This window comes from Bacillus sp. FSL K6-3431, assembly GCF_038002605.1.
GTDB lineage: Bacteria > Bacillota > Bacilli > Bacillales > Bacillaceae_C > Lederbergia.
In genome coordinates this window covers 2,996,729-3,014,808 of record NZ_JBBOCT010000001.1, presented here as the reverse complement: position 1 = coordinate 3,014,808, position 18,080 = coordinate 2,996,729, and the positions used below count along the sequence as shown (strand labels likewise).

15 protein-coding genes are annotated in these 18,080 nt (G+C 37.8%); 8 read left to right on the top strand and 7 right to left on the bottom strand.

The genetic code is table 11. The features are described from left to right. The first annotated feature begins 131 nt into the window (after positions 1-131). The 4 genes from MHB53_RS14705 to MHB53_RS14690 all read left to right on the top strand — a co-directional run bounded on the left by MHB53_RS14705 (position 132) and on the right by MHB53_RS14690 (position 5,163). Positions 132-1,649 carry an extracellular solute-binding protein gene (locus MHB53_RS14705; RefSeq protein ID WP_340924735.1) on the top strand — a complete coding sequence of 506 codons (1,518 nt, stop codon included), beginning with the start codon at positions 132-134 and terminating at the stop codon, positions 1,647-1,649. A gap of 174 nt (positions 1,650-1,823) precedes the next feature. Beyond that, entirely contained in the window at positions 1,824-2,660 is an 837-nt protein-coding gene (locus MHB53_RS14700; protein ID WP_340919673.1) for a sugar phosphate isomerase/epimerase family protein, read from the top strand. Between the two features lie 22 nt (positions 2,661-2,682). Further along, positions 2,683-3,741 (top strand): Gfo/Idh/MocA family protein, encoded by a 1,059-nt coding sequence (locus MHB53_RS14695; RefSeq protein WP_340919671.1) that lies wholly within the window; start codon positions 2,683-2,685, stop codon positions 3,739-3,741. Positions 3,742-3,987: 246 nt separating this feature from the next. Beyond that, the gene (locus MHB53_RS14690) at positions 3,988-5,163 is read left to right on the top strand and encodes an acyl-CoA dehydrogenase family protein (RefSeq protein WP_340919668.1); all 1,176 of its coding nucleotides are present in this window, start codon (positions 3,988-3,990) and stop codon (positions 5,161-5,163) included. On the opposite strand, the gene MHB53_RS14685 is transcribed toward MHB53_RS14690, so the two are convergent. Then, on the bottom strand, positions 5,160-6,362 hold the full coding sequence (locus tag MHB53_RS14685) for a class I SAM-dependent rRNA methyltransferase (protein WP_340919666.1): 1,203 nt from the start codon (positions 6,360-6,362) through the stop codon (positions 5,160-5,162). The genes MHB53_RS14690 and MHB53_RS14685 overlap by 4 nt on opposite strands. Positions 6,363-6,485: 123 nt before the next feature. On the opposite strand from MHB53_RS14685, the gene MHB53_RS14680 reads away from it, so the two are divergent. After that, positions 6,486-7,859 (top strand): leucyl aminopeptidase family protein, encoded by a 1,374-nt coding sequence (locus MHB53_RS14680; RefSeq protein ID WP_340919663.1) that lies wholly within the window; start codon positions 6,486-6,488, stop codon positions 7,857-7,859. A 99-nt stretch (positions 7,860-7,958) separates the two neighbouring features. On the opposite strand, the gene MHB53_RS14675 is transcribed toward MHB53_RS14680, so the two are convergent. From MHB53_RS14675 to MHB53_RS14660, 4 genes are all read right to left on the bottom strand, one after another. Continuing rightward, positions 7,959-8,648 (bottom strand): copper homeostasis protein CutC, encoded by a 690-nt coding sequence (locus MHB53_RS14675; protein WP_340919661.1) that lies wholly within the window; start codon positions 8,646-8,648, stop codon positions 7,959-7,961. Positions 8,649-8,738: 90 nt separating this feature from the next. Continuing rightward, on the bottom strand, positions 8,739-9,755 hold the full coding sequence (locus MHB53_RS14670; protein WP_340919659.1) for a DUF1646 family protein: 1,017 nt from the start codon (positions 9,753-9,755) through the stop codon (positions 8,739-8,741). Positions 9,756-9,967: 212 nt separating this feature from the next. Then, positions 9,968-10,168 (bottom strand): YwbE family protein, encoded by a 201-nt coding sequence (locus MHB53_RS14665; RefSeq protein ID WP_340919657.1) that lies wholly within the window; start codon positions 10,166-10,168, stop codon positions 9,968-9,970. Between the two features lie 112 nt (positions 10,169-10,280). After that, a complete protein-coding gene (locus tag MHB53_RS14660; RefSeq protein WP_340924733.1) occupies positions 10,281-11,027 on the bottom strand; it encodes an AAA family ATPase in 747 nt (248 codons plus the stop codon). A 214-nt stretch (positions 11,028-11,241) separates the two neighbouring features. Here MHB53_RS14660 and MHB53_RS14655 point away from each other — a divergent pair, with 214 nt between their 5' ends. The 3 genes from MHB53_RS14655 (at position 11,242) to MHB53_RS14645 (ending at position 15,941) form a co-directional block, all read left to right on the top strand. Next, entirely contained in the window at positions 11,242-12,162 is a 921-nt protein-coding gene (locus MHB53_RS14655) for a S66 peptidase family protein (RefSeq protein WP_340919654.1), read from the top strand. A 121-nt stretch (positions 12,163-12,283) separates the two neighbouring features. Next, entirely contained in the window at positions 12,284-13,963 is a 1,680-nt protein-coding gene (locus tag MHB53_RS14650) for a methyl-accepting chemotaxis protein (protein WP_340919653.1), read from the top strand. Between the two features lie 592 nt (positions 13,964-14,555). Next, entirely contained in the window at positions 14,556-15,941 is a 1,386-nt protein-coding gene (locus MHB53_RS14645) for an L-cystine transporter (RefSeq protein ID WP_340919651.1), read from the top strand. Between the two features lie 147 nt (positions 15,942-16,088). Here MHB53_RS14645 and MHB53_RS14640 read toward each other — a convergent pair whose 3' ends face one another. Both MHB53_RS14640 and MHB53_RS14635 read right to left on the bottom strand, forming a co-directional pair. Then, positions 16,089-16,904 (bottom strand): YihY/virulence factor BrkB family protein, encoded by an 816-nt coding sequence (locus MHB53_RS14640; protein WP_340919648.1) that lies wholly within the window; start codon positions 16,902-16,904, stop codon positions 16,089-16,091. 190 nt (positions 16,905-17,094) lie between these two features. Then, entirely contained in the window at positions 17,095-18,072 is a 978-nt protein-coding gene (locus MHB53_RS14635) for an NAD(P)H-quinone oxidoreductase (RefSeq protein WP_340919646.1), read from the bottom strand. Positions 18,073-18,080: the final 8 nt, after the last annotated feature.

The following is an 18,080-nucleotide window of genomic DNA, read 5'->3' as shown; positions in this document are numbered from 1 at the left end:
AAGGAATTACAATATCCAATATTTTTATTATGCATTTTTAGAGGTGATAAATAGGAATTAAATACGAAGAAGTAATGGTAAAGTAAGAATGTGACATTTCAAATCAAAATAGGGAGGTCAAAATTTTGGAGATGAAATCACAAATTCAATTGTATAAGTTGCCTATTTATTTGTTCATTGGCTTACTTGCATTGATGCTAGTTTTATCCGCATGTTCCAACAAAAGTAGTAAGGAAGGTGAGGACAAAGAGAAAAAATATAAGATTTCAATTTTAACAGAATACCATACAGCTGAACCGCCTACGAAGGATAACCCGATTACAAAGGAGTTCGAAAAACGCACAAATACAGAGCTTGATATCCTTTGGACTTCCCCCAATACGTTTGATGAAAAAATTAGTGTTACGCTTGCTTCCGGTAACATCCCTGACTTGATGAAACTTCCTGATGTAACGCACCCAAACTTTCAAGAGCTAGTCAAAAAGGGAGTGTTTTGGGATTTAACACCATATATTCAGGATTACCCTAATTTAATGGAGTACCCTGAGCAAACTTGGAAAGCAACTAGTGTAGATGGGAAGAATTATGTTATTCCTTCTGTTCGTCCTTTAGAAGGAGCATCATCCCTTCCCGCAGTAAGAAAAGACTGGTTAGATAATCTTGAAATGGACGTACCTGAGAGCATGGATGATTTGTTTGAGGTTTTGAAATCTTTTACGAACGATGATCCAGATGGAAATGGTAAAGACGATACCATTGGCTACTCTGCACGTGGTTTTGCTTGGGTGTACGATACATTTACTAATAGTAATGGCAAGTGGAAATTAGCTGATGGAGAGTTAATAGACGCTACTTTAGAACCTGGTACAAAAAATGCTTTAATTTGGTTGCAAAAGGTATATGATGAGGGCCTGATGCCTAAGGACTTTGCTGTAATGCAACAATCTCAATCAGAAGATTTAGCCAAGGGTGGTATAGCCGGTGTTTCTAGTGATACCGTAGAAGGAATTTATAGATCGACGATGGAAGCAGAAAAGATTGATCCGAAAGCTGACTTTTTGCCGTTGAGCTGGTTGATGAATGATGAAGGCGAAAAATATGTCGGACAATCAAAAGGCTATTCATTCGTTTATGCGATTCCAAAGACAGTCCCTGAAGACAAAATGAAAAGAATTCTTGAGCTAATGGATTATGGGGCGTCTGAAGAGGGATTTGAGCTAGCATGTTATGGTCTTGAGGAAATTCATTTTACAGTTGATGAAAATGGATTCAAAACCGCAACTGAACAAGCGCTTAAAGATAGTGTAGCCCAAGCTTCTTTTGGTAAAATTTTTGAAAGGAGTGATCCATATTTATGGGCTTACCGTACAGGGATGCCGAAAGAAATATTTGAAAGAAATAAGGGGATCATTGATGAAAGATCGAAGGTTAGTCTTTCTAATCTATCGATAGGTATAATCTCTGAAACATATAATAAATATGGAACTGAATTTGAAAAGAAAATTGAAGATCTGAAGGTAAAGGTGATAATGGGAAAAGAACCAATTGAAGCCTGGGATAGATTTGTGAATGAACTAAAATCAGATGATAACTATCAAAAAATAATTGAAGAAATGAATATAGGATATAGGGAAAAATACGGAAACTAATCTAAGGGATAATGGAGTAGAGTGTCATCAGGTATTGATGTTATTTTCTTCTATTGTTAAATGTGATAGTAAATCAGGTCAAACGAAAACGGAAGATTTGGTTAAAATATACCCGCAGTTTAAATGATTAAATGACTTGCTTCAACTAAATGAAAACACAACGGAGGGATTGTAATGACAGAACTACCTATCTATGTAATGACCAAATTTTTAGTAGGGAATAGTCTAGAGCAAATGGCTGCAAAATTAGCACCATTACAACTTGACGGTGTTGATTTTTTAATACGTGATGGTTATCCACTAGCCCCTGACGAAGTGACACCAGCAAAATTAAAAGAAATCGTAGAACAATTTGAGATGGTAGGATTAAGTGTTCCGATGATTGAACACGACATGACCGATCCAGATTCTAATATTACGAAAAGAATCTATGAAGCTAGTGCAGAATGCGGAATTAAGCAAATGAGGCTTGGTCTTCAACAATATGATAGAAACAAGAGTTATCAAGAAAATTTTGATAGAGTACGCAGAAGGATAGCTGGGTTCGAAGAGCTAGGCAGAAAATATAGTGTCCGTGGTTTTTTTCAACAGCATGGTGGTTCTTTGTATGCATCTGCCAGTGGAATGGCAATGGTATTAAATGGATTTGACCCTAAATATGTAGGATTTTATGCTGATCCTGGAAATCAGGTTGCACAGGAAGGGAGAGAACTTCCAGAAGTAACATTTGAGGTTGCTAGGGAATATCTATCCTTCGTGGGTGTGAAAAATGCCATTATTACAAGAAATGACGGCAAATGGGAAGGTCTATGGGCACCACTTCCTGATGGGGCTGTCAACTGGAAAGAAATTGTCTCCCATTTAGATAAAATCGGATATGAAGGCCCATTAGGATTACATGGATATTATATGAATCGAGATCAAGAACAAATCTTAGCTCAGATTGAATCAGATCTAAAATATTTAAGGAGTCTAATAAGTAAGGCAAACAAGAAAATCATTAAATTATAAGATACAAAGAAAGGAGAAAACTATGTCAAATAAATTAAGGTTAGCAGTAGTTGGGCTAGGACGTGTTTCCAAGTCACATCTTCCGGCTGTTAAAGCACTTAGTGAAAAAATTGAATTAACAGCCCTTGTTTCACGGGACGAAGAAAAGTCTAAAAATGAAGCAAAGAAATGGGAGAAAGTTAAGGTGTACACTTCTTTTGAAGAGGCTTGTGAGGATTCCAACATCGATGCTTTCTTGCTTTTACTACCCCATGATTTACATGCTTCTTATACGATTAAAGCCTTAGAATCCGGCAAGCATGTTCTAATTGAAAAGCCAATGGCAATGAATGAAGAAGAAGCGTGCCAAATGGTAGAGGTGGCGGAGAGGAATAATGTAACTTTAATGGTTGGTCAAAGTCGCCGTTTTTTTGAACCAGTAATGGATTCAATTAAACGTATTCGTGCAAAAGAGATTGGTAAGGTCATTAACATCAATGCATTACTTTTAGCCCAAATGCACCAACCAGCGACTGAATGGTGGAAGGATAAATCTCAAATAGGTGGATTTATTATTCCTTTATGGGGAAGCCATATTTTAGATTACATCATATGGGCCTATGGAGAATTACCACAAACCGTTTATACCCAAGGATATACCAATAATTCGAATTGGGATGGAGAAGATGAGTGCTCAATCTCGCTTAAATTTAGTGATGGACGGATGGCCAATGTACTTATGTCATTTAATGCGGGAGCACATCCAACTGATGAAGAAGGTCTTTCTGGAAAGAGAATTTGGTCTACACAAAATAGCATTTATGAGCGATACATCATCGGTACAAATGGAATGCTCCATCTAAAGGATGAATATGAACTTTATTTAAATTCGGAAAAAGTAAAGGAGCACAATTCATCCATTTACAATTTCACCTGGCAACTGGAGGAATTCGTAGATTCCATCTTTGAAAATAGGGAACCATTAGCATCAGGACGCGAAGTATTAGACACTATGAAAGTAATGGATGCTTGCTTTGAATCGATGAAAGAAAATAAGGTGATTATACTTAATGAGAATGCTGTTGGTAGAATTGGAAGGTAAAGCGATGAAACCGAAATGATTTTATTATAAAATTTATGCAAAAAATATTCTAATCTTAAAATAAAGGGATCGCTTCATAAGTGTGAATAATAAAATATATGCAAAAACACATGACTTTTCGCAGTGAAAATTGTGTTCTTTGTTGATAGATTAATGCCATTGCTATATAATCCCAATGTTTGCCTTTTAATTACAGAGAACGTAAAATAAATGCAAGTGTTCCAATGTGAAAGAGGGGTAAATAGTATGGCATATAACGATTATTTTATTAGAAATGAGCACGAAGCTAACTATGTTGCACTGGCAGCTAAATTAGCTGAAAAAATCGCACCACGGGCAAGCCGCTATGATGAAAAGGCTGCCTTTCCATTTGAGAACTTTCAAGATATTAAAGAAGCGGGTCTCATAAAAGTAACAGTTCCGAATGAATATGGCGGCGATGGGGCTTCCCTATATGAAATGGTATTAATATTGGAACAATTGGCGAAAGGGGACGGATCAACAGCACTTGGACTTGGATGGCATATCGGTTTTATACTTAGTCTTCGTGAATCCCGTAGCTGGCCGGAATCGCTTTTTGAAAAGATGTGCTGGGAAATTGTCGGAAATGGAGAAATGTTAAATAGTTTTGCTAGTGAACCAGCAACTGGAAGTCCTACAAGAGGCGGAATGCCGGGAACAACAGCTGAAAAAACGGCAAGCGGTTGGTTAATTACAGGAAGAAAAACATTCAGTACATTAAGTCCCATACTAAATTACTTTATTGTTACGGCAAGTATTGTAGGGGAAAAGAAAATTGGTAGATTTTTAGTTAAGAAGTCTGACCGTGTACATATTGAAGAAACATGGAATACGCTCGGGATGCGTGCAACGGGAAGTCATGATGTTATTTTAGAGCAAGTGGAAGTGTCTGAAAGCTCGTTAATAGGCGTGGATGAAGTAGGCAGTAATAAACATATTCAGCAAGACCTAGGGTGGATGTTGCATATACCAGCATGCTATATTGGAATCGCACATGCAGCAAGAGACTATGCCATTCAATTTGCGAATAATTATCGCCCGAACAGTTTGCCTGGGCCTATTTCTGAGGTGCCACATATTCAAGAAAAAATCGGTAAAATGGAAGTGGAGTTGAAAACAGCAAGAATGCTGTTATACTCTGTTGCTGACCGTTGGGATCAAAATCCTGAAGAACGCCTTCATTTAAAGTCGGAGTTAGGTCTTGCGAAATATGTTGCAACCAATTCTGCCCTTACCATTGTAGATATAGCCATGCGCATTGTTGGCGGGGGAAGTCTGTCCAAAACACTCCCGTTGGAGCGAATGTATCGGGATGTCAGAGCAGGACTTCATAACCCACCAATGGATGATGCAGTAGTAAACGGGCTAGCTAAAGCTGCAATTGCTTCATTTTCACATTAATCAGTTGTATTGGCTTTAATAATGACGACCTTTAAATAATTTCCTTCTGGAAAGTCTCTCGTAGTTTTAAAATCATTGGGGAGTGAAAACTCCTCTAGGATTTGGTATGTGCTGCCTAATTCTTTAAAAGCAGTCTGAATGAATCCTTTAAATTTTTTCATACCAAAAGCTGTGCTATTAGTTGAAGCGATGATTATCCCATTTCTTTCTGTGATGACGATCGCTTCTTTCAATAGATTCTTGTAATCCTTAGCTACACTGAATGTTACTTTTTTTGAACGAGCAAAACTAGGTGGGTCAAGAATGACAGTATCAAATTTTAATTGCTTCCGGACGGCGTATTTGAAGTATTGGAAAACATCTTCTACAATAATGGCGTGTTTTTCATCATCGATTGCATTGATCTGGAAATGCTCGATTGTACGCCCCTTGCTTCGGTTTGCCAAATCTACGCTTGTTGTTTTACTAGCACCACCTAACGCAGCAAATATCGAAAATGCCCCAGTATAGGAAAAAGTATTTAACACCGTTCTGTTCTTAGCATATCGATCCATTATTGCTTTACGCACATCACGTTGATCGAGGAAAACACCAACCATCGCCCCGTCATTTAAGTAAATCGCGAAATTTACGCCATTTTCTTTGACGATAATAGGAAATTCAATGCGTTCGCCTTTTACAAAATCATCATCTTCCATATATTGACCTGTATTAGAAAAGCGTTTTTTCTCATAAATAGCTTGATATTGGACTGCTTGTTCCAATGCAAAAAGGATATCCTCTTTAAACGCATAAATTCCTTGGCTATACCAAGTAATGAGATAAGCGCCTGCGAAATAGTCAATTGTTAATCCACCGATTCCGTCACCTTCTCCATTAAAAACACGAAAAGCAGTTGTTTCTTTGTTATTGAAAAAAACATCCCTTGCTTTAATCGCTGTAGAGATTTTATGGGTGAAAAAGGCACGGTTAATCGTCTCGTGCTTATTGCTACTCAATATCCAACCATAGCCTTTATTTTGTTTGCCGAAATATCCTTTTCCAAGAAAATTTCCTTGATCGTCTATCAAGCTGATAATAATACCTTCGGATGTTAAAGTTTTTATATTTGAAATAGCTTCTTTTTCAATTAAAGGATAACCTTGTTGGTAGTTTTTCTTATATTTATCTTTAATTGTAATAATTGTTTCTGTGGTCATTTAACTCTGCTCCTGTCTTGTCTATCTAATGCATTAATTATAACAGAATTCAGTTGCTGAACAAAAACAGGTTTTTTTGAATATGTAGCGAATAGGTAATACAGAGTAAAAGGAGGAGTTAAAATGACTAGTATTATATTTAACAACGATGTGCGAATGGAAAAGAACGAACAATTAAAGCCATTTATTAAAAATGGCGGGGGTGGATTCACTACAATATTAATGGATGGTAGTATATATGTGGTGGTCGAACGATTAAAAGAAGATACATACGAACAAGTAAGAAATATTGCCGGAGCTATTGCCAGAGATTTAAGTCGTAGGGGGGTTGAAAAGGCTAAAATAGAACGGGCTGTTTTAGAGGATGGGTGTGTCAATCTAGAAATAGATGAAGTAGTTTGTGCATTCGTCGAAGGTTGGGAGCTAGGTACCTATCAATTTTTACAATATAAATCAGATGGAAAGCCATTCAAAACAGAATTAAAGCTAGCGGGTTTTGATGATATGCAATCATTTATAACAAAAGGTGAAATCCGCGCTGCAGCTGTAGCATTTTCCCGAGATTTAATGAATGAGACTCCCAATGTCTTGAATCCTGAGACATATCCAAATGTGTTGAAGGAAGCATTCGAAGGAACAGATGCAACTATTCATGTCCACCGCAATGCAAAATTAGTGGAGTTAGAAATGAATGGTGTATTGTCAGTCTGCCGGGGAAGTAAGTATGAACCAGCATTTGTTGAAATTGAGTATCGTGGGGATGAAACAAAACCACTTGTTGCACTGGTTGGTAAAGGGGTCACTTTTGATACGGGTGGAATTAGTTTGAAAAGCGGTCGTGATATAAGTGATATGAGGATGGATATGGGTGGTTCCGCAGCTGTTGCTGGCGCGATGAAGCTGTTGGTAGAGTCACAAGCGAAAGTAAATGTAGTTGCACTCATTCCAATCGTAGAAAATATGCCGGATAATCAATCCTTATTACCTTCTGAAGTTATTCGCTATAAAAATGGATTAACGGTACAAGTTGGTAATACGGATGCAGAAGGACGACTCATTTTAGCGGATGGCCTCATTAGAGCAGGTGAATGGAATGCCGAGTACATAGTTGATATTGCCACATTAACTGGAGCAATCGGTAACGCACTTGGATCAAAAATGGCAGGGGTTTTTGGTGATGAAGAACAATCCGAAGCATTAAAAAAAATCGGTGGAGAAAATGGAGATTATGTTTGGCCAATGCCGCTTATTGATGAGTATGATTCATCTTTAAACAGCGATTATGCTGATATGAATAATATTAGTTCCCTAGGAGCTGCTGGGTCAATTACAGCGGGCTTATTCTTGCGTCGTTTTGTTCCAAAAACAGCAAAATGGCTTCATGTTGACATGGCAGGGGTCATGGCAAAAAGTCAAGCTATGGGCTACTATCCTAAAACAGCAACCGGCTATGGTGCACGTCTGTTAGCTGACTTTGCAGTAGTAGTCTCTAAATAGAGAAAATAGGGACAATGTGAGTCAGTCGGATAAGTCTGAGGTGTAGCAACACATAATATGTTGTATCAAAAGCCGAGAGAGTGTCTCGGCTTTAAATGCTTATCCCAAAGTATTGCGGATTTGATTCATAGAAATTTTAGATAGCTCATTGTTAAATGCTTTGTCTAGCCTTACTCCTGAACCGAAATGGTATTCACCAGCTCCAACTACTTGATGTATGGTTGCGAGGTTCTCATGGGATAAACCGGAGCCTGGTAAAATTGCAGGACCTTCTGTTAAACGCGATTGATCAACTAGCCACTTTAATTCCTTCGTTGCATCTACACAGCTTGCTTTTCCACCCGAGGTAAGAATTCTTCTAACATGTTGTTTATAGTTAGTTAGAGTTTTATACGCCGTCTCCAATGATGCGACCTCATCAAACGCTCTATGGAACGTAATATCTAGATCAGGTGCATGATTAATTACATTTTCCAGCAATTGCTCGTCCACTGTATTGTCAGAGTTCAACGCGCCAAAGACGATTCCTGTTCCTCCAAGTTCCCGAATAAGCGAAATGTCTTCTTTCATTACTTCCCAGTCAGCATCATTATAAAGAAAACCGTAACTATGTGGTCGAATCATGATCTGAACAGGTAGCTGTGTGCTGCGGAGCACTCTTTTCAATGTACCATAACTAGGTGTTAATCCGCCTTCACTAATGGCAGATACGAGCTCCAATCTATCTGCCCCATACTCTTCGGCTTGAATTGCTTCTAATTCATTTTGGATGATAACTTCAATTATCATAGCAGTTGCTCCCTTTTAATAAGTTTTTTATCATATCTGCTTACAGCAGATATGATCATCCTGTGTAGTAAAGGAGTTCTTAAAAAATTTTTATCCGAAAATTAGGATCACGATAAAATATGCAACCATAGCGATCAAGCCGACAGGTACACCGAAACGTGCCCATTCGCGACTTGTAATATTAAGCTTTCCAGCAGCGATGATGTTTGGAATATTTCCCGGAATGAGCATACCTCCACTGATAAGTAGTCCAAGTAATATTGCCTTAAGAGTTGGTGCATCCATCATAGGGCTGATCTCGGCTGCAGCAAGTGTTGCATTGTCTAAAACAGCAGAAATCATGTTAATCCAATATAATACTAACGGACTTAGCCCTAGTAAATATTCCTCAATAAATGGTTCAAAACCTGCACCAAGCAATGTTAAGCCCATTACAAATAAATAAATTTTTAACGAACGAATGATAATCTCTTTATAATTTTCTGTTTGCTGTTGGGCAGTCAATCCATCTTTACTTTGTTTCGGATTGACAAATATAGCAGCAAGTACAGCAAAGATAATGACAGCGGGAATAACATCGGGTCCAATTAATTTTAGTAAAAAGAAGAAGTTTTCATCTAATTTGCTAACAGCAATTGTCGATAAGGGCTCTCCAATTGGCGTTAAAGCTGCACCAAGTCCGATCGAGAAACATGCCAAAATGACTAGTCGAACTTCAGATTTACGATCAAGTCGTAAGACACTGACAATAACCACAAGAGCAATGGCGGCGATGATGGCAGTGATAATACTAGAAATCAATCCGAGGATAATGACAACAAGCGCGATGAACAAACGGAATGGTATCGCTTTACTCATTCCAAGTATTCCTTTTTCCAGCGGATCTTGTAACCATTTAAATAAAAGTCCGGCGATTAGTACAGCCAAACTAATATTGATAGGATCTACTAACGCTTTCGTAAATAATGCTCCAGTTAGTACCTGGCTAATCGCTGCTGCAGCAAGACCCATAATAAACAAGAATGCTTCCAAATTGCGTTCGACCATTTTAACAGTAAACGGTAAAATTAAAACAAATATTAATATGATGGTTAGTCCAAGTATCATAATCTCGTTCCTTTTCTATTTTTTTTCAGTATAACATGTGTATAGGAAAGTGAGGTAAAGAAAAATGGTTGCATTTTTTTGTTATCGACTATATTTATGTAGGAATAAAGTCTAAAAATGCATGTCCTGTGTCGACGTTTTTTAGACTGCATCGTGCAGTGCATTCGCCTCCAATATAAACCTCTTGAGTAATCTCGCGAAGTGAAAGTAAATCAGCTTTCAGGGGAGATTTGTTTTACTCTTCCTACTTGTCCATCTTCTAATCTTACTTTAATACCATGAGGGTGAGAGGGAGATTTTGTTAAAAGATCTTTTACTATGCCTCTCGTTGTTTTACCTGAACGCTGATCTTGCTTTAATACAATATCAACTGTTAACCCAACTTTTACATTTTCTCGATTTTGTCCATTCATTCATATCATTCCGATCGTTTATTATTTCTACTTTTTTCAGTTACACCTCATTATAACTTAGTAGCTTTCTTTATGTGAGTAGAAGGATCAAAAATTATCCACATTGATAATTTTATTCTTTAAATAAATGATGAAGGATCCTATCCTTATCATCGAAAAATTGCTTCAAAAGTAAATAATGTTGTGTCTCTTCTAGCGCTTTTTCCTGAATACCTTCTGGTGAGAACTCATAAATCTGTGCATTTGGATATGCCATCAATATTGGGGAATGAGTGGCAATAATGAATTGAGAATCTTGCTGAACAAGTTCATGAATTCTTGATAACATTGATAACTGACGCAATGGTGAGAGTGCTGCCTCAGGCTCATCCATAATATAAAGGCCTTTCCCTTGGAATCGATTTAAAAATGCCGCAAAGAAAGATTCCCCATGTGATTGCTCATGTAGAGAAACACCACCGAATTGATCTATGACCCGCCCCCCTCCAGGCTCCTTATCCAACTCTTCGATATGTGTCGCAACATTATAATATGTCTCAGCACGGAGAAAAAAACCATCCTTAGGTCTTTGTACTCCCTTAATAAGCCGCAAATATTCCCCCAATACCGAATGGGATTCATGCGTAGAAAAATTGAAATTGAAAGTCCCGCCTTCGGGATTAAATCCAGCGGCAATTGCAATAGCTTCAAGCAATGTCGACTTGCCCATACCATTTTCCCCGATCAAATAGGTAACTTGCGGGTGAAAGTCAAGTTCATTAAGAGAATGTACAACAGGTAAATGAAACGGATATTCATTTGTGTTAGGAATATTTTCACGAAGTAACTTCACGCTTCTTACATATTGGTTAGATGTCATTAATGGCAATTAAATCGCTCCTGTTTTTAAAAATGGAATCTAGTAATTATTCTATCTTAACCTTTTCATAAAAAGTAGGAGAAAATTAATTGTCGTATTTCCTCGGAAATAATCTGTGAAATGGGAGTGTATAGCGATCGATAGAGGATTCAGATATGTTCTTTATAATATTTGCCTAAATATAATAATAATGGAATCCAAAGGAGGAAGTGACATGCATTTAAATTGTGGCAGGACGTTAAAGTTTGGTGACATAATCGGTTTAACAGCACCAGCCGGACCAGTTGATAAGGAACAATTAGCACAGTCCATTCTTGCCGTACAAGAGCTAGGCTTTCAAGTCATAGTTGGATCAACGTGTTACGAGAATTACGGAGGTTACTTGGCTGGTCCAGCAACGATGAGGGCACAAGAACTAAATTGGATGTTTGCCAATCCGCATATTGCTGCCATCTTTTGTTTGCGAGGTGGTTATGGAACTCTTCAGATTCTGCATTTACTTGATTACGAATTAATTACTAGGAATCCTAAAATGTTTGTAGGATATAGTGACATAACCGCTCTGCATATTGCACTTCAACAAAGAAGTAAGCTTGCAACAATTCATGGGCCCATGCCTGCTTCAGATTTAATAACCGCAAATAACTTTACTAAGGAATTCTTACTTCAGGTGTTACTGGGGAGAAAGCCATTTGGTCCAATAAATAACCCTCCCGAAGAAAAGATCGGCTGCCTTTTTCCTGGAGTTGCGCAAGGGATGCTAACTGGCGGAAATTTAAGTGTTGTGGTGAGTACATTAGGTACTCCGTTTGAAATCAATACATGTGGAAAAATTTTATTCCTTGAAGACATTGGAGAAGAGCCTTATAAAATTGATCGTATGCTCACTCAACTGGCCCATGCTTGTAAATTTTCTGACGCTGTTGGAATCATATTAGGGACGTGGACCGATTGTGTAACGGGTAAAGCAAGTTTTAAAAAAGAAGAAATATTTGAATCTATTTTTACCCCCTTTAGAAAACCTACAATATTAAATATTAGAGCAGGGCATTGTTCGCCAATGCTTACGTTATCATTCGGGGTTAAAACGACAATTGACGCTACAAATTGTCAATTGTGGAATCATTATATATAGTGTATAATCGGTTCTTGAGTCATGGGTTATTTTACCTAATTATAATATATAATTGTTCCAATAATAAATATGAAGAAATAATAAACTAAATATCACGCAGGAAGTTTATAGGGGGATGTAAATGAAAAGTTTAAAAGGGAAGATATTGAGTGGTTTTTTATTTGTAATAGGTTTAGTGTTAATAATGGGCGTAGCTAGTTTTATCTCTACAACATCTTCAAATAAACAGTCGGAAAAAGTCGTGAAAGAAGACCTACCACTACTGATTCTCTACGATGAGATAAATCTTAACATTTCTGAACGAACATCATTTGTACGTGGTTTTCTTTTATATAATCAGAAGGCATATCATAATTCGTACATAGCAGCTACAGAAGAAAGTAGAGAATTAGAAGCAAAGCTATTGAAAATCCTCCCAACTGTTGCAACAGAGGAAGCGATTGAAAGAATACGCGCATGGGAAAAGTTGATGGAAAATCAAGTTTTTTCTCCTTATGAAAATCAAAATAGAGAGATGGCCAGGTCAAATTTTAAAAGTATTGTTGAACCAGTAGGTATGCAGGTAAGAGGATCATTCAAAGACTTTGCTCAAAATAGAGCAAAGGATATTACGATTAATGGAGAAAATGTAATAAAAGGTGGAATGAGGGCAACATGGATTATTGCCATTCTTGCTGTATCCATCGCTATAATAGGTGTCGGAGTTGCCCTTTACATGGCCAATTCTTTATCACGTCCGATTGTTAGGGTTGCAAATCGCATGAGGTTAATAGCGGATGGTGATTTAACAAATGATGACTTGAAAACAAGGTCAAAAGATGAAGTGGGCACTTTGATCCATGCTGTAAATGAAATGAATCAACAAATTAGAACAATAGTCCTTGAAATTGGAGCTGTGTCACAATCGGTTACGAATCGTAGTGAAGAGCTAAGTCACTCATCGCTGGAGGTAAATGCGGGAAGCGAACAGGTAGCGACGACAATGGAAGAACTAGCACTAGCTTCTGAAGGGCAAGCTTCCTCTACTTCCGAATTGGTTGATTCGATGATGGCATTAGCAGATAATATTCACGATGCCAATGAACATGGGCATAGAGCTAGTGAGGTGACTGTGGAAGTACTTGAATTGACGGAAAAAGGCAATGAAGCAATGAGGGATTCTATATCTGTAATGAAAGTAATTGATAAAAATGTGAACGAAGCTGTATCTAAGGTGCAAAGACTAGAGGGGCATTCAACCGAGATATCTCAACTAGTAAAGGTTATTTCCGATATTGCTGAGCAAACTAATCTATTGGCATTGAATGCTGCAATTGAGGCGGCACGGGCAGGAGAACATGGTAAAGGATTTGCAGTTGTTGCTGGAGAAGTAAAAAAATTAGCTGAGCAAGTAGCGAGTTCCATATCCAATATCACTGGAATCGTATCAGCTATTCAAAAAGAAACAGGCGATGTTGTAAGCTCGTTGGAAGGTAGTTTTGAGCAAGTTGAACTTGGGACCAAACAGATTGAGTCAACAGGCGATGCCTTTGAATCAATTAGTCAAGCAGTTGGACAAGTGGTTGGACAAATTCAAACGATATCATCAGATCTAGAAGAAATAGCTAGTCGTACAGGTTCAATGAACGATTCTATTTCCAATATCGCTTCTATATCTGAAGAAACATCTGCCGGAATTGAAGAAACCGCTGCTTCCGCTGAACAGTCCACTAGTTCAATGCAAGAAATTTCCGCTAACGCCGAGTCACTCTCAGCCGCCGCAGCAAACCTAAATGACCTTATTAGAAAGTTTAAAGTATAGCACGAAAAACGAAAGCACCCGTTCAGCGGCGTACAAACAAAATGGATCTTCGGTTAAGATCGCCACGTCTTGTGGCAACGCTGTTATGATTTGCATCGTGCGAGGAGCCTAAAAACCTATACTTTATTGCAAAAAGGAATCCGCAAATTAAGGATTCCTTTTTTTGTCTTTATTATTTGTATTTTGGTTTTTTGACTTATTTAATTTGCGATTGTTTAACATTTTTTTTGCAATCGGATAGACGACTGGTGCTAATTTAAGTGTAACGCGAATAATTTTTGATAATCTTCCCATAATATACTGATTCCTTCCATAGGATAGTGGTAAAGAAAAATACTTTCTTTTATAGTAGCTTACCCTTTTTTACAAAACAAAAACTTTCATGGCATAAACGTTTTTAAGAAGGAGAGCGATTAAAGGGTATTTAATTTAGGAAGGGGAATACTGTTCAAAAAGCTAAAATTTACATTTTAGTTGTAACTTTAGATAACTAATCAATTCCGATTTGACTAGTTGGATTATTTGACTTATAGTATACAGATTAAGATTTTATTTTTGGAAAAGAGACTTATTCATTGAGGGGAGAACTGATATGACTACTTTATTTATTATCATAAATATCGCTATTTTACTTTTACTGATAATAGGTTTGTTTTATATGCAAAAAAAGCATGTTTCCTTTTCGAAACGTGTATTTGCAGCGTTAGGGATCGGCATTTTGTATGGTCTTGCTATTCATATTATCTATGGGACGGATACAGATGTAACAACAGGATCGATTGAATGGTTCAATATTATTGGAAGTGGCTATGTATCATTGCTGAAGATGATCGTCATGCCTTTAGTGTTTATTTCAATTGTTTCTGCTTTTACAAAACTGAAGTTCACGAAGAATCTAGGAAAGATCAGCGGACTTGTTATTGGTATCCTAATTGGTACGACCGCGATTTCAGCTTCAATTGGAATCATTACTGCACTCGGTTTCCAGCTTGAAGGAATTGAGCTAAATGAAGGTGCAGCTGAAACGGCTCGTAATACACAATTAGAACAGACTGCAGGGGATGTACAAAATATGACCATCCCGCAACAGATTATCAGTTTATTTCCACAAAATCCTTTTATGGAGTTAACGGGAGCACGACCTACATCTACAATTGCGGTTGTTATATTTGCTGCTATCATCGGGATCGCATACCTAGGGGTACGAAGAAAAGAACCTGAACATGCGGAATTTTTTGCAAAAATCATTGATACAATCTATACGATTGTCATGCGTGTCGTAACGTTGATATTACGTCTCACACCATATGGTGTTTTGGCACTAATGACCAAGGTAACAGCAACGAGTGATTATTCAGCGATTGCTAAGCTTGGTAAGTTTGTAATTGCGTCGTATGTGGCCCTTATAGCAATGTTTATCGTCCACCTTATATTATTAGCAATTGCAAGGCAAAATCCAATTACTTATATAAGAAAAGCGATGCCTACACTTACATTTGCATTTACATCGCGATCAAGTGCTGGGACATTACCTTTAAATATTAAAACACAACATAAGGAGTTTGGCGTATCGGAAGGGATTGCAAACTTTGCAGGTTCATTCGGATTGTCTATTGGTCAAAATGGCTGCGCAGGAATATACCCAGCGATGCTAGCAATCATGGTTGCGCCGTCGGCTGGTGTAGACCCGCTTGACCCTACGTTTATTGCTACATTGATTGTAATGGTTGCAATTAGTTCATTTGGTGTTGCTGGTGTTGGTGGTGGCGCCACATTTGCTGCATTAATCGTACTTTCCTCATTGAATTTACCAATCGCTATCGTTGGACTACTTATTTCAGTTGAACCACTAATTGATATGGGTCGAACAGCGCTGAATGTAAGTGGAAGTATGACTGCGGGCGTACTGACAGGAAAAATAACAGGTGAAATTAACGAAGATGTATATAATCAGCCAAAAGGCAATCTACAAGTATAGGAAGTAGGTTGAAATTAGTTTATATGAAAATAAAGAAGAGGCTAACTTAAGAATCGTAAAGCAACGATTCCTTAAGCTAGCCTCTTTATTTATCCCAGTCTTTCCTTAGAGATTTTTAGAACTCCACCTGAGCTTGCTGAAACGAATTCACTTATCTTTTTGACTTTTTTCAATATATGCTGCGTTGATTAAAGCACCTGTAAGTAACACAGCAGCTGTTAAGTAAAACCAAATCATCAGAACGACAATGCTTCCAAGCTGCCCATATAGCTGTGAGTAATCAGCGAGGGAAACGTAATAGGAAAAACCAACAGAAACAGCCTGCCATCCAGCAGTTGCGAACAGTGCACCAGGAAAAATAGATAAAAGTTTAATTTTTGTGCTTGGAACATATTTATATAATAAAATAAAAAACATAAATAAATAAATCGAGCTAATTGCCCATTTTGCAATGATCCACCAATGATAGTAGCCAGGTAGCATATGTTGATAATCTGCAAGAAATACGCGAGCTATTTCTTCACTAATTGGAACGAGGAGGGAAATGGCCAAAGTAGCCATAAGGACTGCAGTCAAAAGCATATCTTTTAAAAGAGCGGAAAAAAAGTGTTCCTTTCTTATGATTCGATAGGCATCATTCATCGCTCTGACTAGCGCCTGAACAGCCATGGATGCAATCCAGAAAGTTGCAATCAAACTAAAGGAGATAAGCTTTGTTCGTTTTTGATCGAGAATATTGATTAATGTATTTTTAATTAATTGGTAACTACCTTCAGGGGCAAACGGCTCGATGATTTCCAGTACATCTCCGGAATAAATTGGCAAATAACTTAATAAAGAAACAATAAAAATGAGTAATGGGAAAATGGCCAACATAAAAAAATAAGCCATTTGCGCGGACTGGTCGTGGAAGCGATCAGTAAAAAATCGTTTCAAAACAGTAAAGATAATATCCATACACATCACTCATCTCCCATAAAGCGTTAATTATATATTGTCCAAAAGTATCATAATTAAGTTTCCTCACAAAATTATAATGGTAGACACAATACCAAATATCTTAACTGGAAATCTAAGTGGTGCAATGAATCAGTTGATTTTTAAGTAATCACCCTTCTGAAACCCAGCAAATAATTTAGTGGATAAAGGGAAATTATTTAACACGCAATACGATTTTTCCAGCATTTTTATTTCTTTCCATATGATCGTGGGCTTCATTCGCTTTATCCCAGTTCCAAATAGAATCAATGACTGGCCTTAAAGTTTCAGTTTCAAATGTAGGGAGCGCTACATCAGCGAATTCTCTCGTTAAGGAAATTTTTTTCTCGACAGGCTGGGTACGAAGTGCGGTGCCGATTACTTGACCCCTTTTAAAAAGTAGTTTCCCAAGGTCAACTCCATCAACTTTTGATCCACCCATCACACCAATGAGGACTAATTTCCCATCCATAGCGAGGGAATCGATATTTTGTTCCCAATAGGGTGCGCCAATAAAATCAAGAATTAGCTGAACTCCTTTTCCTTCTGTCGCCGCATTAACAGCGGATATAAAAGGTCCCGCTTTATAATCGATCGCAATACTTGCTCCATAGGACAAGCAAAGTTCTCTTTTTTCCGCAGATCCTGCAGTTATGATTACTTTTGCACCAGCTTCTCTCGCTAACTGGATAGCAGCTGTCCCAACACCGCTCGCTCCGGCATGGATAAGCACAGTTTCATCTTTTTTCAATCTTCCGAGCCAAAATAAATTTAAGTATGCAGTCAAAAAAACTTCAGGTATGGACGCAGCTTCTTCATACGATAGATTTTTGGGCATTCGCATCGCCATATCTGCGGGAATAGCCACATATTCAGCATATCCTCCCCCTGGAAGTAGAGCGCAAACTTGATCGCCTTTTTTCCATCCCCGAACATGTTCACCGACCTCTTCGATCACCCCACTCATTTCTAAACCTAAAATAGTGGAGGCACCGACAGGCGGAGGATATAATCCACGTTTTTGTAAAAGATCTGCTCGATTTAATGCAGTTGCTTTCACTCGAATGAGGAGTTCGTTCTCTGAAAAGGATGGTGTCTCAGTTTCGCCAATATGTAATTTTTTTGTATTGTTATCGACTAAAATTGCTTTCATGTAAATTC

What these genes read in the sequence shown, in the direction of transcription:
- MHB53_RS14705 (WP_340924735.1), top strand. Translation starts at nt 132, where the DNA reads ATGAAATCACAAATTCAATTGTATAAGTTGCCTATTTATTTGTTCATT.
- MHB53_RS14700 (WP_340919673.1), top strand. Translation starts at nt 1,824, where the DNA reads ATGACAGAACTACCTATCTATGTAATGACCAAATTTTTAGTAGGGAAT.
- MHB53_RS14695 (WP_340919671.1), top strand. Translation starts at nt 2,683, where the DNA reads ATGTCAAATAAATTAAGGTTAGCAGTAGTTGGGCTAGGACGTGTTTCC.
- MHB53_RS14690 (WP_340919668.1), top strand. Translation starts at nt 3,988, where the DNA reads ATGGCATATAACGATTATTTTATTAGAAATGAGCACGAAGCTAACTAT.
- MHB53_RS14685 (WP_340919666.1), bottom strand. Translation starts at nt 6,362, where the DNA reads ATGACCACAGAAACAATTATTACAATTAAAGATAAATATAAGAAAAAC.
- MHB53_RS14680 (WP_340919663.1), top strand. Translation starts at nt 6,486, where the DNA reads ATGACTAGTATTATATTTAACAACGATGTGCGAATGGAAAAGAACGAA.
- MHB53_RS14675 (WP_340919661.1), bottom strand. Translation starts at nt 8,648, where the DNA reads ATGATAATTGAAGTTATCATCCAAAATGAATTAGAAGCAATTCAAGCC.
- MHB53_RS14670 (WP_340919659.1), bottom strand. Translation starts at nt 9,755, where the DNA reads ATGATACTTGGACTAACCATCATATTAATATTTGTTTTAATTTTACCG.
- MHB53_RS14665 (WP_340919657.1), bottom strand. Translation starts at nt 10,168, where the DNA reads ATGAATGGACAAAATCGAGAAAATGTAAAAGTTGGGTTAACAGTTGAT.
- MHB53_RS14660 (WP_340924733.1), bottom strand. Translation starts at nt 11,027, where the DNA reads ATGACATCTAACCAATATGTAAGAAGCGTGAAGTTACTTCGTGAAAAT.
- MHB53_RS14655 (WP_340919654.1), top strand. Translation starts at nt 11,242, where the DNA reads ATGCATTTAAATTGTGGCAGGACGTTAAAGTTTGGTGACATAATCGGT.
- MHB53_RS14650 (WP_340919653.1), top strand. Translation starts at nt 12,284, where the DNA reads ATGAAAAGTTTAAAAGGGAAGATATTGAGTGGTTTTTTATTTGTAATA.
- MHB53_RS14645 (WP_340919651.1), top strand. Translation starts at nt 14,556, where the DNA reads ATGACTACTTTATTTATTATCATAAATATCGCTATTTTACTTTTACTG.
- MHB53_RS14640 (WP_340919648.1), bottom strand. Translation starts at nt 16,904, where the DNA reads ATGTGTATGGATATTATCTTTACTGTTTTGAAACGATTTTTTACTGAT.
- MHB53_RS14635 (WP_340919646.1), bottom strand. Translation starts at nt 18,072, where the DNA reads ATGAAAGCAATTTTAGTCGATAACAATACAAAAAAATTACATATTGGC.